Below are 13,782 nucleotides of genomic sequence, written 5' to 3' on the forward strand. Positions count from 1 at the left end.
TCGCTCAAGATTCGCCACCCGCTGACTTCTTCTTGCGCGCAGGCTTGCTCGCGTCGCTCGGCGGCGTCTCGGCCGCGTTCGCGGCATCGGGCTTCTCAGGCTCTGCCGGCTTCGCGGGTGGCTCCTGGCGCTCGAAGACCACCCGTTCGGCCTTGTCGTCCCAGCGAGCGCTGGCGTGATCGGCCTTGCCGATACCGCCACCCAGCATCTCGCGCGCCAGTGCCGTCTCCAGCTCGCTGCGGATCAGCCGCTTGAGCTCACGCGCGCCGAACTCGGGCTTGTAGCCTTCCTCCGCGAAGTGGTCGATCAAGGTCTGGTCGAAGGTCAACGTCACGCCCTGGCTGGCGGCGTTGCGGGCCACACGATCGAGCTGCAGGCCGACGATATGGCGGATCTCCTCCTTGCCCAGCGCATGGAAGACGATGATCTCGTCGATGCGGTTGAGGAACTCGGGGCGGAAGTGTCCGCGCAGCACGTCCATCACCTCGGACTTGGTCTTCTCGTATTCCTCGCCGGCGGCGCCACGGGCCTTCAGCCGACGCTGGATGATGTCCGAGCCCAAGTTCGAGGTGGCGATGATGATGGTATTGGTGAAATCCACCACCCGGCCCTTGCCGTCGGTGAGCCGCCCGTCGTCGAATACCTGCAGCAGGATGTTGTAGACGTCGGGGTGCGCTTTTTCGATCTCATCGAGCAACAACACGCTGTAGGGTTTGCGACGCACCTTCTCGGTGAGCTGGCCGCCCTCGTCATAGCCCACATAACCCGGAGGCGCGCCCACCAGGCGTGCCACGGTATGGCGTTCACCGTACTCGGACATGTCGATGCGCAGCAGCGCGCCCTCATCGCCATAGATGGACTCGGCCAGTGCCTTGGCGAGTTCGGTCTTGCCCACACCCGTCGGCCCGAGGAACAGGAAGGTGGCCACTGGCTTGCTGCCTTCGCGCAGGCCCGCGCGCGACAGCCGCACGGCATCGGCCACGGCACGTACTGCTTCGTCCTGGCCCACCAGGCGCTCGTGCAGCCGCTGCTCCAGATGCAGCAGCTTCTCGCGTTCTTCCACCGTCAGCTCGTTGACCGGAATGCCGGTCAGGCGCGAGACGATCTGCGCGACATGCTCGGCCTTGACTTCGGCGCTGCCCGAGGCGCGCTCGCGTTCCCATTCCTCGACGAGCTTCTTGAGTTCAGTCTCCTTGGCCTCGATGCGCTTGCCCAGCTCGGCGGCCTTGTCGTACTGCTTGCGCGAGGCCACATAGTCCTGCTCACGCCGCAGCTGGTGCAGTTCGGACTCCAGCTCTTGCACCGCCACCGGGCGGGCCGTGGCCGACAGCTTCACGCGTGCGGCCGCCTGGTCGAGCAGGTCGATGGCCTTGTCAGGCAAAAAGCGCGCGGTGATGTAGCGGTCCGACAACTCGGCGGCGGCGATGATCGCATCCTCGGTGATGCTGACCTTGTGGTGCGCCTCGAAGGTGTCGCGCAGGCCGCGCAAAATCATCATGGTCTGCGCTACCGTCGGCTCGGGCACCATCACCGGCTGGAAGCGACGCTCCAGCGCGGCATCCTTTTCGATGTACTTCTGATACTCGTTGAGCGTGGTGGCGCCGATCAGGTTCAGTTCGCCGCGCGCCATCATCGGCTTGAACACGTTGGCCACGTCCAGCCCGCCTTCGCCGCCACCCTGGCCTGCACCGACGATGGTGTGCACCTCGTCGATGAAGAGAATCAGCTCCCCCTGGTGCTCGGTCACTTCCTTGAGCACCTTCTGCACGCGCTCCTCGAACTCGCCGCGGTACTTGGCGCCGGCCACCATGGCATTGATGTTGAGTTCCACCAGGCGCTTGTCGCGCAGCGTCTCAGGCACTTCGCCGGCCACCATGCGCTGCGCCAACCCTTCGACGATGGCGGTCTTGCCGACGCCGGGCTCGCCGATCAGCACCGGGTTGTTCTTCTTGCGCCGGGCCAGCACTTCGATGGTCGTCTCGATCTCCTGCGCGCGGCCGATGACCGGATCGAGCTTGCCCTCGCGCGCCATCTTGGTGAGGTCGCGCGAATACTTGTCAAGTTCCGGCGTGTTGGTCGGCGTCTCGGCGCGGCCATCCTCGGCCCCTTTGCCGACCACCTTGCTTACCTGCTGGCGCAGCGCTTGCGGCGTGAGGCCGTAACGGCGCAGCAGGTTGGCCGCCAAACCTTCGCCTTCCTCGGCGAGCCCGATCAGGAAATGCTCCGGCCCGACATAAGAGTGGCCGAGTTCGTTGGAGGCCACGAAAGCACGGCTGAGCGCGTCCTTGACCCGGGGCGACACGCCGATCTCGCCCTCGAACGGCTTATCGCCGCGCTTGGCTTCGGATTCGATCTGGCGCTTAAGGTCATCGACCTTGATCTTGAACTGCCCCAGGATGGTCTTGACCACGTCGCTGTCGGATAGCGCCAGCAGCAGGTGTTCGGTATCGACTTCGGCGCGCCCGAACTCTGCAGCGTGTCGGGCGGCCTCCTGCAATAGGGCCTCGGACTGTTCGCTGATACGGCTGGCGAGCCCACTGCCGCGACGGCGCGCGGTGCCCGTACCGGCCGGGGCGGGTTCGCCGAACGAGGCATCGACGACCTCGTCGGTATCGGCCGCCATGGACGGTGCGTCGTCACCGATGCGGAAGAAGTCGCTGCCAAGGAAGTCTTCGAACAGCCCGCTGCGCGAGCCGAACAAGGCTTCCAGCGGTGAGACGGTGCGCTTTTGCTGGCGCACCAGTTGGCGATAGTGATCGTCACACAACAGCATGGTGCTGTGGCGACCATTGAGATTGGCTTCCACCCGCACCGTGGCGGGCTGGCCGCAGACTTGGCATTGTTTTCTGGCCATGCTGATGCTCCTGTAAAGATTGATCTGACGAGGCACCGCCGATCACGGTGCCTCATCTCTTTGTGGTTTTTGAGAAAAACGCGCTGCCCCGCGTCAGCCGTTGATCGGGATCGAGCGCCCCTGCTTGGGCGTACTGGCCTCGCGCTTTTCCATCGTGATCGTGAGCACGCCGTTCTTGAAAGCGGCCTTGATCGTGTCCTGGTTGGCATCGGCCGGCAGGTTCAGAGCGCGCTGAAAGCTGCCGTAGGAGCGCTCCACCCGGTGGAAACCGCCGTCTTTCGTTTCCTGCTCCTGACGCTTTTCACCGCGCACCAGCAGCACGTCATTGTCGAGCGTGATCTGGATGTCTTTTTCCTCGACGCCGGGCACTTCCAGGGCGATCTTGTACTGCTTGTCGGTCTCCTGGATGTCCAGCGCCGGTTTCAGCAGGCCCGGCCACTCCGACGGCCAGCGTGGCATGGCCAGCGTCGGGAAACCGAAGCCTCGAAACGCGTCGTCGAACAGGCGATCGATCTCGCGATGCAATTGCAGGATGGGACTGACGGGCCCACCCGCCACCGGCAGGTCATTGCGCTGCACCGGCAGCGAGGCAGTGCTCTGTTGTTCTTCCTGCTCCTTTTTGAACCAGTTCCAGGGAGCCAATTTCTTGAAATCAATGTCCATGTCATACCTCCAGAAATCAATTGAAGACTCACTCAATCCGTTTGCCTGCGGCTATGGATAGCGCGCCCAGGCAACACGGGATGTTTCGCTGACTTCGGCTGCTCATCTGTGCGTATCACCTCCTTCTTTCTGCCTGCTTGGATCTGATCATTGATCCATTGATCGATTTCACTTTGACGAAACCGCCATGTCCCGCCCACCTTGAAGGCCGGAATTTCCCCGTGCGCGGCGAGCCGGTAGAGCGTCCGCTTGCCGACCTTTAAGTAGGTAGCCAACTCGTCGAGTGTGAAGATCGCCTGCTGGCGCGCTGTCATACCACCCCCACAAGTTCCGTCGTAACGCGGCCTCGCCTGAGGAAATTCTTGCAAGACTTTGCAAGATATTGCGCCTAACATGCCGAAAGTCAAGAGTCAACATCCAGCGACCTGCTGGCCGATTGATGTGACTCAAATCTTCAAGGACGGTATGCCAGGGCGGGCCGGTCCGGCGCAGGGGACGGTGGGTTGATCGGGACCTTGCGGGCGCCGCCCACGGCCGCAGATCAAACACCGATCCTCACGTTGTAACCGAGCGCCCGCAGCCCCTTGCTCGTCCGCATGTTCCTTGGCGGAAACTCGTCTGGGCGCGCCCAGCCGACGATTTCCCCAAGGCTGCTCAGACCAATGTGCGGAATTGCCCAGTCGTCGCTTCGGATCGCGTTCCAGAGCCGGGCCGAAACACTGCCGTTGCCCCAGACGACGTAGTTCAACAGCTCAAGCACCGTCCGCCCTTCGCGGGATCGCTGCCGCCAGAGCCACTCGCCGAACTTTTCCACCTTGTCGTCGCCGGCCTGCGGTCGGTCAGGCAAGCCCAAGTGCTCGTTTTCCTGCTTGATGGCGTGGTCTCGGATCGCGTGCACCCTGGAAACGGCGTCCACGAACTCCTGCTCGGTCAGTTTGAGAATGCGATCGCGTGCCAGCAGCTCACGCAGCCGGGGCGACCACTCGTAAATGGTGCGTTCTTCAAACGAGTGGTCGAAGTCGGCGTCATGCCACCACTCCAGCGCGTCGCGCAGCGCCAGCTCCGGGTTCTTCGAGTTCCTGTCGAAGAACTCCTCGTAGGGGTGGCGGTTTCCATCCTTGACCTGCTTGTAGTAATAGGCGTGCAGGAACTGATCCGCTTGAACGCCGGGAGCCACAGACGCATCGATCCAGGCGGGCTTGGCACCCGGTGCCGCAACCCTGGACGCGATGGATCGCATCACCTGCAGCGTGTCGTTCCAGTCCTGCTCGAACTTCTGGAAGCGCTTCTCAGACGATCGCTTCGTGTCGACAAACACCAGCCCGTGGTTCTTCGGCAGCAAGCGATCCTTGTCGAACTGCTGCTCAAGTCCATATTCGCGCTTCGACAACTCAGACCGCTTGTCCGCCAAGCGCAGCTGCTCTTGGTAGATTTCCTTGGTCAGAGGTCGGGCACGATCATCCACCTTCTCAAAGAAGCGCAGCAGCTCACGCTCCATGCCCGTTTCGACGAGTTCGTCGTGGGGCAGAAAGGTGCCCGCTTCGATGTTCGATATCCAGGCCCGATCAGACAGGTTGGCAGATCCGATGTAGGCACCGGCATCCACCCACCAGATGATCTTTGCGTGCAGGATGTCGGGCACGAGCTTGCAGTCGAAATTAGGACTGGCCTTATCCAGAAACCACTTCAAAACGGCGGGATCGACAGCCACGGTGTGGTCGTAGCGGCCAAAGAACTCCAGGGGCTTGAGGTGCTGCGCACAGGCCTCGAACAACTTCATGTTGTCGCGGCTGGCGTAGGCGACGGCCGCGCGAACGCGCGTGCAGGATTCAATCACCTCGCCCAGCAGGTTCTGGAGCAGTTGTTTGTTGAGCGGGCCGGCGATGAAACGCATTGCAGCAGATCCTTTTTTTATTGCATCGTCATCTGGCATGACCGTTCGGTTTGCGAGAGTGCCGCTGAACGGATGCGCCATCTGCATCGCCTATCTGGCGTTGCTCGATCGTGCGCCAACCCGGGACATGTGCGCTCATCAGCGCCTTGAACATCCTCCCGTGGTTCGCGTAGCGTGACCCGCTCCGGTCGCCCGCGCTCGGGCCAGCGTAGACGCCTGGCGGACGCGGGTTCAATTCCTCAAACGGGAATCGAACTGGCGTCCTGCCTGATGCGCTCGGTTGGTGACCCGGCCGGGACAGAACTGTTAGGATCGACGGCAGATGGGGCTGGATTCCGCACCTTTCCGCAGGAGTTCGCAGCGGTCGTAAGGCGCTGAGTTACATAGGTTTGGCGCAGGGTTCCACCCCACCGAAACTCCGCAACTGTTCGATCCTGTTCGCAGGAACCCGCAGGAGTTCGAAATGGTCCGCACGGCCTCACGGTAAGCTGTTGATTTTGAACAACCCGCTTGATCAGTCCGCGCTTGCGGACTGCGGACTTCCAATGAGCCGGAAATCTGGCTCACCCAGACGGCTCTCGGTACCGACACGTTGCAAACAATCGGTACTTCTCGATAACTACCCGACGAATCGGAACATCTCAGCTAGCCCTGATGTTGCCCCTGCTTGCTGACGCAGCTTGGTAGTTCTGGCTGCAATATTGCCCCCCAATCGCTGTGGAAGGTAGCTCCCTGGGCAAGTGCAATCGAGGGGGGGACGCTGCGTAGGGCCGCGTGCCCCCCATCCTGCAGCGTGACCTGATTGGGTCAAGGCCGGGTTGTCATGCAGGCAGTTTGGCTGCAAGCAGTTCGACCTTCTCGATATTGGGCGGAGAACTGAGCAAGGTCGCGGCGTTGGCCATCAAGGCCGCGGCGATCTGGCCGTTCAGATGTGCTTGGCGACCTGCCTCATCGGCAAAGGCATCGAACACACCGAACGTCGAAGGGCCAAACTTCAATGCGAACCAGGCAGTGGTGCCGGACTCGGCGTTGGCGAGCGGCAGTGCGCTGGCCAGGAAGTCGGCAAGCGCAGCCTCCTGGCCGGGTTTGGCTTCGAGGCGAACAAACAGGGCGAGCTTGGTCATACTGTAATCCTTTGGGTAACTGGGTTAGATGAATGGATCGACGAGCCTGCAGTCTAAGTCTTCATCACAGCCATCTCTATAGACAATAATGACAACATTGATATCATTGTTGCCATGAAACTCCACATCCTTGTTTGTGATGGCGTGTTTGATCTGGGGCTTGCGGCGCTCACCGACACAGTGGGCTTGGCCAATGCGATGTCGGGCTCGCTGCCACAGGCTCCCGCGCACACAGAGCTCACGCTGGTGGGCGTGCGGCGTCGCATCCGAACTGCGCAAGGCTTGACGGTCCCCGTGGTCACTGCGCGTGGTGTGCCGGAACCAGACGTCGTGCTCGTGCCCGCGTTTGGTGACAAGATGCCTGACACGCTCTCGGCTCGGCTCACACGCCCCGACGTGCCCGATGCGGTCGCCGTGCTGCAGCAGTGGTCCGCCGCTGGCGCGCACCTTGGTGCCGCCTGCTCCGGTAGTTTCTTGCTTGCAGAGAGCGGCCTGCTTGATGGGCATCGTGCGACGACGTCATGGTGGCTGGGGCCGATGTTTCGGCAGCGCTATCCGAACGTCACGCTGGACGAGTCACGCATGATCGTGAACTCGACACGCTTCACAACCGCGGGTGCCGCTTTGGCCCACGTCGACTTGGCCTTGCGCATCATCCGCGGGCGCAGTCCGGCGCTGGCGGCCCTGGTGGCACGCTATCTGCTGGTCGAGGCACGCAGTTCGCAAGCCGAGTTCGTGATTCCCGACCACCTTGCGCATGCCGACCCGATGGTGGAGCGCTTCGAGTGCTGGGCCAGAAGTCGGCTCGCGAAGGGGTTCTCGCTGGCCGAGGCGGCGAGCGCCGCGGGCACAAGCGAGCGCACCTTGGCGCGGCGGCTGCAAAGCGTTTTGGGTAAGACACCGCTGTCGTATTTCCAGGACCTGCGCGTGGAACATGCCGTCCATCTCTTGCGCACCGGAAACGCGAGCGTCGACCAGGTCGCCGCGCAGGTCGGGTACTCGGATGGGGTGACCCTGCGGGCCCTGTTGCGCCGCAAGCTGGGCCGGGGTGTCAGGGAGTTGCGACGCGGTGGATGACCAGAGGCGTTTGGTGTATGTACAGCTGGAGACCGCCGGGAAACTGACGCAGGCCAAACGGCGCATTTGGACCTGACAAAACTACTGCCCGAAACGGCACGCAAGCTCCAGTTTGACCCCGGACACCGTTTTGCTGGCAATGCCGTGGTTGAGCAAATCAATACCTTGATTGAACAACGCTGTGCCCTGACGATTCGACGGTTCACCGACCCCGCCGCCGACAATGACGCAGCCGACGAAACCTCGGTCTGAACCGTCATGCGGACGCGGGTTCGATTCCGGGTTTGGGATTTGAACTGGCACTGGAACGCAGACGGGTTTGATGCCCGCTCCCGGCGACCAGCCCAGCTAGAAAACCCGCTTGCAGGTCTACAATCCGGCAGGCTTTTCGATGGAGTTCGCACTGGTTCGCGGCAGCCCGCAGCGCTTCGATTGCGTACTTTCAATAGTCGTTTGGTGCGGGATTCCACCCCACCACCCAAGGGCATTGGCTGCAGTGCGTTTGGATGGGGGTGTACTGGTTTCGACAGGGCGGGCAAAGGTGCGCAGGCAACTCGTCAGGCGATCGACGTTAATGAAGCAAATCCATAATTGCCAACGATGAGCAATTCGCTATTGCCGCCTAAAAACGGATAGCCGGGGCCGCTAGCGCCTTGTTACCAAAGATAGCCGGCGGGGACTTCGGTCCCCGTCGTCAATTCCGGATTCCCTTTTTCAGTGATCGGCCACGTAGCGGAAGCTGCGCGTCGCGTGGACGCCGGCAATCCGTTCCGGCACCAGGATGCCGCTGCGTTCAAGCTGTTTGACGATGCGCGAGATGGTCTCGAAGCGCAGGTCGGTGATGTCGGCGATGGCCTGTCGCGTCGGCAGCACCACGCCGCCGTCCTGGCCGGCCAGCAGGCGGACCAGGCCGAGTACCCGGTCGACCGCCTGACCGCCGCGCAGGGCGACGATCTCGGCGGCCCGCTGCTGGGCGCGGGCGAGCGAGGCGAGCAGCGACTCGCCGGCCAGTGCCTGTTCGCCTTCGGGCCAGGGGCTCAGTTCGCAATCGGTCAGGGCGCTGGCCGAGAAGGTATACACCCCGAACAACAGCGTTTCGCAGCCGACGATGTCGCCGCCAATCGCCAGGCTGGCAAAGCGTTCGCCGCCGGGCTGCTGGCTGTCCAGGCGCAGCACGCCGCGTTGCAGTCGCCAGGCCAGGCCTTCCTCGCCGGCCTGATGCAGGCGTTCGCCGCAGGCCAGTCGGCGCCGCCGGACGGACTGCTCTGCCGCTTTGCGATCGATCGTGAAAAAAGCCATTTTTCCCTCCTCTGCAAACGCAAAAAGCCCCGGTCGCCGACGACCGGGGCTGCCTTCAGGCGGCCGGATCAGAACTTGACGTTGATGCCGGCATACAGCGAACGGCCCATGCCCGGAACCGGGGTGCCCCACAGCGGGACGACGCCGTTCGGTACATTGTTGGCAGAGGCCGACATCGTCGTCCCTTGCCCCAGGTAGGCCCCGCCCAGCGGCATTTCGTAATAGCGGTCGAACAGGTTCTCGACGCCAAAATCGAAGCGGACCTGCTTCCAGGCATGGCTGAAGCGCAGGTTGACCAGGCTGTAGCCCGACGTCTTCATTTCGTTGCGGGCATCCGAGACCTTGTTCTTGCTCGCCACACCGATGACTTCCAGGGCGTTGTCCCAGGCGCCGGTCTTCTGCGTCAGCGTCAGTTTGGCGTTGAGCGGCATGATGTTGTACAGGTCGTTGCCGGTCTTCCGGTTCTTGCCGCGGGTGTAGCTGAGCATCCCGTTCAGGCCGAGTGCGCCGATGCTGGATTGGGCCAGCGGCATCTTGCCGGAAAGATCGAAGCCATACAGGCGGGCCGAGTGGTTGGCGTAGCGCAGCACCGTGAATTGATCGCGCAATGGGACCGCCCGGGGGGCATTGGCAGTGGCATCCCATTGCACGGCGTCGATGTAGTCGGTGACATGGGTGTAGTAAGGCGTCAGCTTGAGTTCGTGATTGCGTTCGACGTCGTGCCAGTCGAAGGTGGCCGAGAGTTTGTGCGCTTTCTCAGGCTTCAGGTCGGGGTTGCCGACGTAGCCATTGCCGTCGCCGACGAAATTGTTCATCAGGGCAGCCATCTGCCAGGTCGACCAGGGGTAGGCTTCGTACAGGCTGGGCGAACGGGTCTTGCGGGCGAAGCCGAATTCGATGTCCAGACCGGCGTGCGCGGTGTAGCGAGCGAGTGCGGTCAGGTCCCAGTTGTTGTCGCTGCGCGAGCGGTCGCGGGCGTTGAACAGGTTGGCATCGCGGCCCTGGTTGCCGCCGCCGGCCGGGTTATAGCCGGCGACATCGCCAGCGTCCATGGTCACGCGTTCATAGCGCAGGCCGAGCAGTGTCATCCAGCTGGCGCTGGCCCGGCTTTCCCATTCGCCGAACAGGGCCTGGCGGTCGCGCTCGCCGTCGTTGATGTTCACGAAGGTGCCCGGCCACATGCCGCTGCCGGAGGCCGGCCACCAGTCGTCGAGGCGATAGCGCTGGAATTCGGTCCCGACACGCAGCAGATCCTGGTCGCTCAGTTTGACATCGGCTTTCAGACTCGCGCCGGTGGTCCGGCTTTCGGTGTGCATCGGCATGCCCTGGGCGCAGGTGGCGCTCATTGCCCCGCAGGTCACCGGGTCGATTGCCGCGGCGCCGCCAGATGCTGCGCCGTACCAGTAACGCTTGTCCCGGCCGAAATCCATGAAATGGTCGACGGTCTCGTGATAGGCCCGGGCTTCCAGCTTGCCCCAGTTGTATTCACCCAGCCAGCGCAGGTTGATGCGCTTCTGTTCGTTGTCGAGCAGGTCCATGCGCTGGTTCGGGTAAAGCTGTTCCGGCATGTCCTGATAGCCGAGTTTCACCTCGAACAGGTGATTGGCGTTCTTCACCGCCAGGCCGAGGGTGTGGTTGCCGGTCTGGTAAGCGGTCGAGCCGACTTCGTCGCGCGGCATCCGCTCGCCGGCGCGGCCGGTGGCGGTGTAATTCTTGAAGTTGCGGCCGGCGCTGTAGTTGCTGGCTTCGCTGTAGGCGCCGGTATAGCTCAGGCTGATGTTTTCGGTGGCAGCGGTGGCGCTGGCGTTGGCGCCGCGCGCATCGTTATTGCTGCGGTAAAAAGCGCCAACTTCGCCCTTGAACAGGTGTTCGCCGGGGGCGGCGAATTCCGGCGCGCGGGTTTCGGCGACGATGCTGCCACCGATGCTGTCGCCCCCCTGGCTGACCGGGCTGATCCCGGCATAGACGGTGAGCGTGCCGACCTGGCTGGGATCGAGGTAGGACAGTGCCGGGTTCATGTGGTTGGGGCAGCTGGCGATCAGGTCCATGCCGTCGATCTTGATCCGCAGCCGGTCGTCGGCCAGGCCGTGGATGGCCGGCAGGCTGGAGACGGCACCGGCGCCGTAGAAACTGACCCCGGGGACATCCTGCAGCAGGCCGGCAACGTCGCTGCTGCGTGCACCCTGGCGGCGCAGGGCTTCGCCTTCAAGCTGGGTGGTGCTGCCGGCGGTCCGGTCGCGCTCGGCGCTGACGACGATTTCCGCCATGGCTGCACTATCCTGGGCCTGGGCGGGGATGGCAAAGGCGAACGCCATGGCGAGCGCCAGCGGCCGGATGCGGTGATCCATGAATACCCCTTCGTGTTGATTACGAAAGGGCGGATTGTCGGCAATGGTGCCTATTCCGGGAATGTGACAAATCGTCGCACCCCGGTGCCGGCGGGGTCAGGAAGCGTTGAGCTTTTCCAGCGCTTCGCGCAGTTTGGCCGGTTCGTCCAGGCGCAGCATCTTGCGCACGTTGGGGGCAATTTCCGAAACGTCGCTCTTGAGGATGCGGTTCTTGACCTTGAGGATCTGCGACGGATGCATCGAGAAGATGCGCAGTCCCATGCCGAGCAGCAGGCGGGTCAGCTTCGGGTCGCCGGCGGTTTCGCCGCAAACCGAGACCGGGATGCCGGCCTTTTCGGCATTCGAGATGGTGTGCGCGAGCAGCATCAGCACCGCCGGATGCAGCGGGTCGTAGAGGCTGGCGACCTGCTCGTCGGCGCGGTCGATGGCCAGCGTGTACTGGATCAGGTCGTTGGTGCCGATCGACAGGAAGTCGAGCCGGCGCAGGAAGATGCCGACCGCCAGCGCCGCCGCCGGAATCTCGATCATGCCGCCAACCTGGGTGTTCTCGTCGAAGGGGATCTTCTCGCCGCGCAGGCTGGACTTGGCCTGTTCGATGGCGGCCAGGGTCTGGTCGATCTCGTGGGCGTGAGCGAGCATCGGGATCAGCAGCTTGATCGGCCCGTAGCGCGAGGCGCGCAGGATGGCGCGCAACTGCGTCTGGAACATCTTCGGCTCGGACAGGGAGAGGCGGATCGCCCGGCGACCGAGTGCCGGATTGGTCTTGACCCGGTCACCGGCCGTGCCTTCCGGATGCAGGTCCTTGTCGGCGCCGAGGTCGAAGGTGCGGATGGTCACCGGTCGCCCGGCCATGCCCTTGACCACCTTCTTGTAGGCCTCGAACTGTTCCTGCTCGTCGGGCATGTCGCCGCGGTTGAGGAAGAGGAATTCGGTGCGGAACAGGCCGATGCCTTCGGCGCCGCCTTCGAGCGCGTCGGGAACGTCGCCCGGCAGTTCGATGTTGGCGTGGAGGGCGATGTCGATGCCGTCGAGCGAGACCGTGCGCGAGGTCTTCAGGCGCTTGAGCTGGTTCTTCTCCAGCTCGATCTGCTCCATGCGTAGCCGGTATTCCTCGAGCACGCGCGGGTCGGGATTGACGATGACGACGCCGCGCATGCCGTCGACGATCAACTGTTCGCCGTCGCGGATCAGCGCGCGCCCGTTCTCCAGGCCGAGCACGGCTGGAATCGCCATGCTGCGGGCAAGGATCGCCGTGTGCGAGGTGGCGCCGCCGACATCGGTGATGAAGGACGCGAAGCGGTGATCCTTGAAGGCGATGGTGTCGGCCGGCGACAGGTCGTGGGCGACGACGATCAGCGATTCTTCCTTGGTGTGCTTGGCCGCCTTCAGCGAAGCCTTGCCCGGATGGCCGAGCAATTCCTTGATCACCCGTTCGACGACCTGGATCACGTCGTACTTGCGCTCGCGCAGGTAGGGATCGTCGAACTGCTCGAACTGCCCGACCAGGTGTTCCATCTGCTGGACCAGCGCCCATTCGGCGTTGCAGCGGCGTTCACGGATGATCTCGCGCGGTTTTTCGACCAGTTCGGTGTCCTCGAGGAACATCGTGTGGATGTCGATGAAGGCCGAGAGCTCCGCCGGGGCGTGCTCGGTATTTTCCTTCATCGTCAGCAGCTCGCTCTTGACCGCGGCGATGGCTGCATCGAAACGGGCGATTTCCTTGTCCACCAGCCGCGGGGCCAGCGTCAGGTGCGACACTTCCAGCGTCGCGTGCGACATCAGCATTGCCCTGCCGATGGCGATGCCGGCGGAAACGCCCAGTCCGTGCAGGGTAAAGCTCATGGGCCTTATTCTCCTTCGCCGAAATAGTCGGCGATCAATGCCAGCAGGGCGTCCATGGCTTCGTTCTCGTCCTTGCCGTCGGTCTCGATGGTCACCGTCGACCCCTTGCCGGCCGCCAGCATCATCACGCCCATGATGCTCTTGGCGTTGATCCGCCGGCTACCCTTGCTCATCCATACCTCGCACTGGAACTTGCCGGCGAGTTGGGTGAGTTTGGCGGAGGCGCGGGCGTGGAGGCCGAGCTTGTTGATGATCTGGGTTTCCCGGGTGAGCATGGGTCAGTGGTCCTGCAGGTTGAGAATGCCGCTCCGGCCGGCATCGCGGGCATGGGTCAGCACGGTTTTGAGGTCCTTGTCACGGTGCGTCAGCGCCGACAGCAGCATCGGCAGATTGACCCCGGTCAGCCCGGCAATACGGCCGCGCTCGCGCAGTTTCATCGCCAGATTGGCCGGCGTCGCCCCGTACAGGTCGGTCAGCAACAGCACCCCGTTACCGTTGTCCACCGAGGCGCACAGCGCCCGGGCCACGGGCAACAGGTCGAGCGGATCGTCCTGCGGCGCAACGCCAAGCTGCACCAAGCCGGCCGGACGCCGGTTGAGTACGTGGCAGGCATTCTGGACGAGGGTCTCGCCATAGCAGCCGTGGGTAATCAGGAAGATGCCGATCATGCGCAGGATTCTA

12 protein-coding genes and 1 other RNA gene are annotated in these 13,782 nt (G+C 63.2%); 3 read left to right on the top strand and 10 right to left on the bottom strand.

The window, feature by feature from the left end; all coding sequences use genetic code 11:
* Positions 1–4 precede the first annotated feature (4 nt).
* From clpK to Q0799_RS03650, 5 genes are all read right to left on the bottom strand, one after another.
* Positions 5–2,854, bottom strand: a complete 2,850-nt coding sequence (gene clpK, locus Q0799_RS03630) for a heat shock survival AAA family ATPase ClpK (RefSeq protein WP_066613710.1) — start codon at positions 2,852–2,854, stop codon at positions 5–7.
* Between the two features lie 93 nt (positions 2,855–2,947).
* Positions 2,948–3,517 (bottom strand): Hsp20/alpha crystallin family protein, encoded by a 570-nt coding sequence (locus tag Q0799_RS03635; protein ID WP_008906266.1) that lies wholly within the window; start codon positions 3,515–3,517, stop codon positions 2,948–2,950.
* Positions 3,518–3,549: 32 nt separating this feature from the next.
* On the bottom strand, positions 3,550–3,831 hold the full coding sequence (locus Q0799_RS03640) for a helix-turn-helix domain-containing protein (RefSeq protein WP_024973322.1): 282 nt from the start codon (positions 3,829–3,831) through the stop codon (positions 3,550–3,552).
* A gap of 227 nt (positions 3,832–4,058) precedes the next feature.
* Complete coding sequence (locus Q0799_RS03645) at positions 4,059–4,331, bottom strand: hypothetical protein (protein WP_201764134.1); 273 nt, start codon at positions 4,329–4,331, stop codon at positions 4,059–4,061.
* A gap of 1,901 nt (positions 4,332–6,232) precedes the next feature.
* Positions 6,233–6,535, bottom strand: coding sequence for a putative quinol monooxygenase (locus Q0799_RS03650; RefSeq protein ID WP_007182542.1), 303 nt, complete (start codon positions 6,533–6,535; stop codon positions 6,233–6,235).
* 114 nt (positions 6,536–6,649) lie between these two features.
* On the opposite strand from Q0799_RS03650, the gene Q0799_RS03655 reads away from it, so the two are divergent.
* The 3 genes from Q0799_RS03655 to ssrA all read left to right on the top strand — a co-directional run bounded on the left by Q0799_RS03655 (position 6,650) and on the right by ssrA (position 8,309).
* Positions 6,650–7,612, top strand: coding sequence for a helix-turn-helix domain-containing protein (locus tag Q0799_RS03655; RefSeq protein WP_298394361.1), 963 nt, complete (start codon positions 6,650–6,652; stop codon positions 7,610–7,612).
* 66 nt (positions 7,613–7,678) lie between these two features.
* Positions 7,679–7,864, top strand: coding sequence for a hypothetical protein (locus Q0799_RS03660; protein WP_298394362.1), 186 nt, complete (start codon positions 7,679–7,681; stop codon positions 7,862–7,864).
* Positions 7,865–8,006: 142 nt separating this feature from the next.
* Positions 8,007–8,309, top strand: a transfer-messenger RNA (tmRNA) gene (ssrA, locus tag Q0799_RS03665).
* Positions 8,310–8,326: 17 nt separating this feature from the next.
* Here the strand turns inward: ssrA and Q0799_RS03670 are convergent.
* The 5 genes from Q0799_RS03670 to Q0799_RS03690 all read right to left on the bottom strand — a co-directional run bounded on the left by Q0799_RS03670 (position 8,327) and on the right by Q0799_RS03690 (position 13,769).
* On the bottom strand, positions 8,327–8,911 hold the full coding sequence (locus Q0799_RS03670; protein ID WP_298394364.1) for a Crp/Fnr family transcriptional regulator: 585 nt from the start codon (positions 8,909–8,911) through the stop codon (positions 8,327–8,329).
* A gap of 68 nt (positions 8,912–8,979) precedes the next feature.
* Complete coding sequence (locus tag Q0799_RS03675; RefSeq protein ID WP_298394365.1) at positions 8,980–11,259, bottom strand: TonB-dependent receptor; 2,280 nt, start codon at positions 11,257–11,259, stop codon at positions 8,980–8,982.
* A 96-nt stretch (positions 11,260–11,355) separates the two neighbouring features.
* Entirely contained in the window at positions 11,356–13,101 is a 1,746-nt protein-coding gene (gene ptsP, locus Q0799_RS03680; RefSeq protein ID WP_298394367.1) for a phosphoenolpyruvate--protein phosphotransferase, read from the bottom strand.
* Between the two features lie 5 nt (positions 13,102–13,106).
* Positions 13,107–13,376 carry an HPr family phosphocarrier protein gene (locus Q0799_RS03685; RefSeq protein WP_298394369.1) on the bottom strand — a complete coding sequence of 90 codons (270 nt, stop codon included), beginning with the start codon at positions 13,374–13,376 and terminating at the stop codon, positions 13,107–13,109.
* Positions 13,377–13,379: 3 nt separating this feature from the next.
* Entirely contained in the window at positions 13,380–13,769 is a 390-nt protein-coding gene (locus Q0799_RS03690; protein ID WP_298394371.1) for a PTS fructose transporter subunit IIA, read from the bottom strand.
* Positions 13,770–13,782: the final 13 nt, after the last annotated feature.

The sequence above is a fragment of the uncultured Azonexus sp. genome (assembly GCF_937982035.1).
Classification (GTDB): domain Bacteria; phylum Pseudomonadota; class Gammaproteobacteria; order Burkholderiales; family Rhodocyclaceae; genus Azonexus.

Coding starts and splice junctions, on each gene's coding strand:
- Q0799_RS03690 (WP_298394371.1), bottom strand. CDS start 13,769: ATGATCGGCATCTTCCTGATTACCCACGGCTGCTATGGCGAGACCCTC.
- ptsP (WP_298394367.1), bottom strand. CDS start 13,101: ATGAGCTTTACCCTGCACGGACTGGGCGTTTCCGCCGGCATCGCCATC.
- Q0799_RS03635 (WP_008906266.1), bottom strand. CDS start 3,517: ATGGACATTGATTTCAAGAAATTGGCTCCCTGGAACTGGTTCAAAAAG.
- clpK (WP_066613710.1), bottom strand. CDS start 2,854: ATGGCCAGAAAACAATGCCAAGTCTGCGGCCAGCCCGCCACGGTGCGG.
- Q0799_RS03650 (WP_007182542.1), bottom strand. CDS start 6,535: ATGACCAAGCTCGCCCTGTTTGTTCGCCTCGAAGCCAAACCCGGCCAG.
- Q0799_RS03670 (WP_298394364.1), bottom strand. CDS start 8,911: ATGGCTTTTTTCACGATCGATCGCAAAGCGGCAGAGCAGTCCGTCCGG.
- Q0799_RS03685 (WP_298394369.1), bottom strand. CDS start 13,376: ATGCTCACCCGGGAAACCCAGATCATCAACAAGCTCGGCCTCCACGCC.
- Q0799_RS03675 (WP_298394365.1), bottom strand. CDS start 11,259: ATGGATCACCGCATCCGGCCGCTGGCGCTCGCCATGGCGTTCGCCTTT.
- Q0799_RS03640 (WP_024973322.1), bottom strand. CDS start 3,831: ATGACAGCGCGCCAGCAGGCGATCTTCACACTCGACGAGTTGGCTACC.
- Q0799_RS03655 (WP_298394361.1), top strand. CDS start 6,650: ATGAAACTCCACATCCTTGTTTGTGATGGCGTGTTTGATCTGGGGCTT.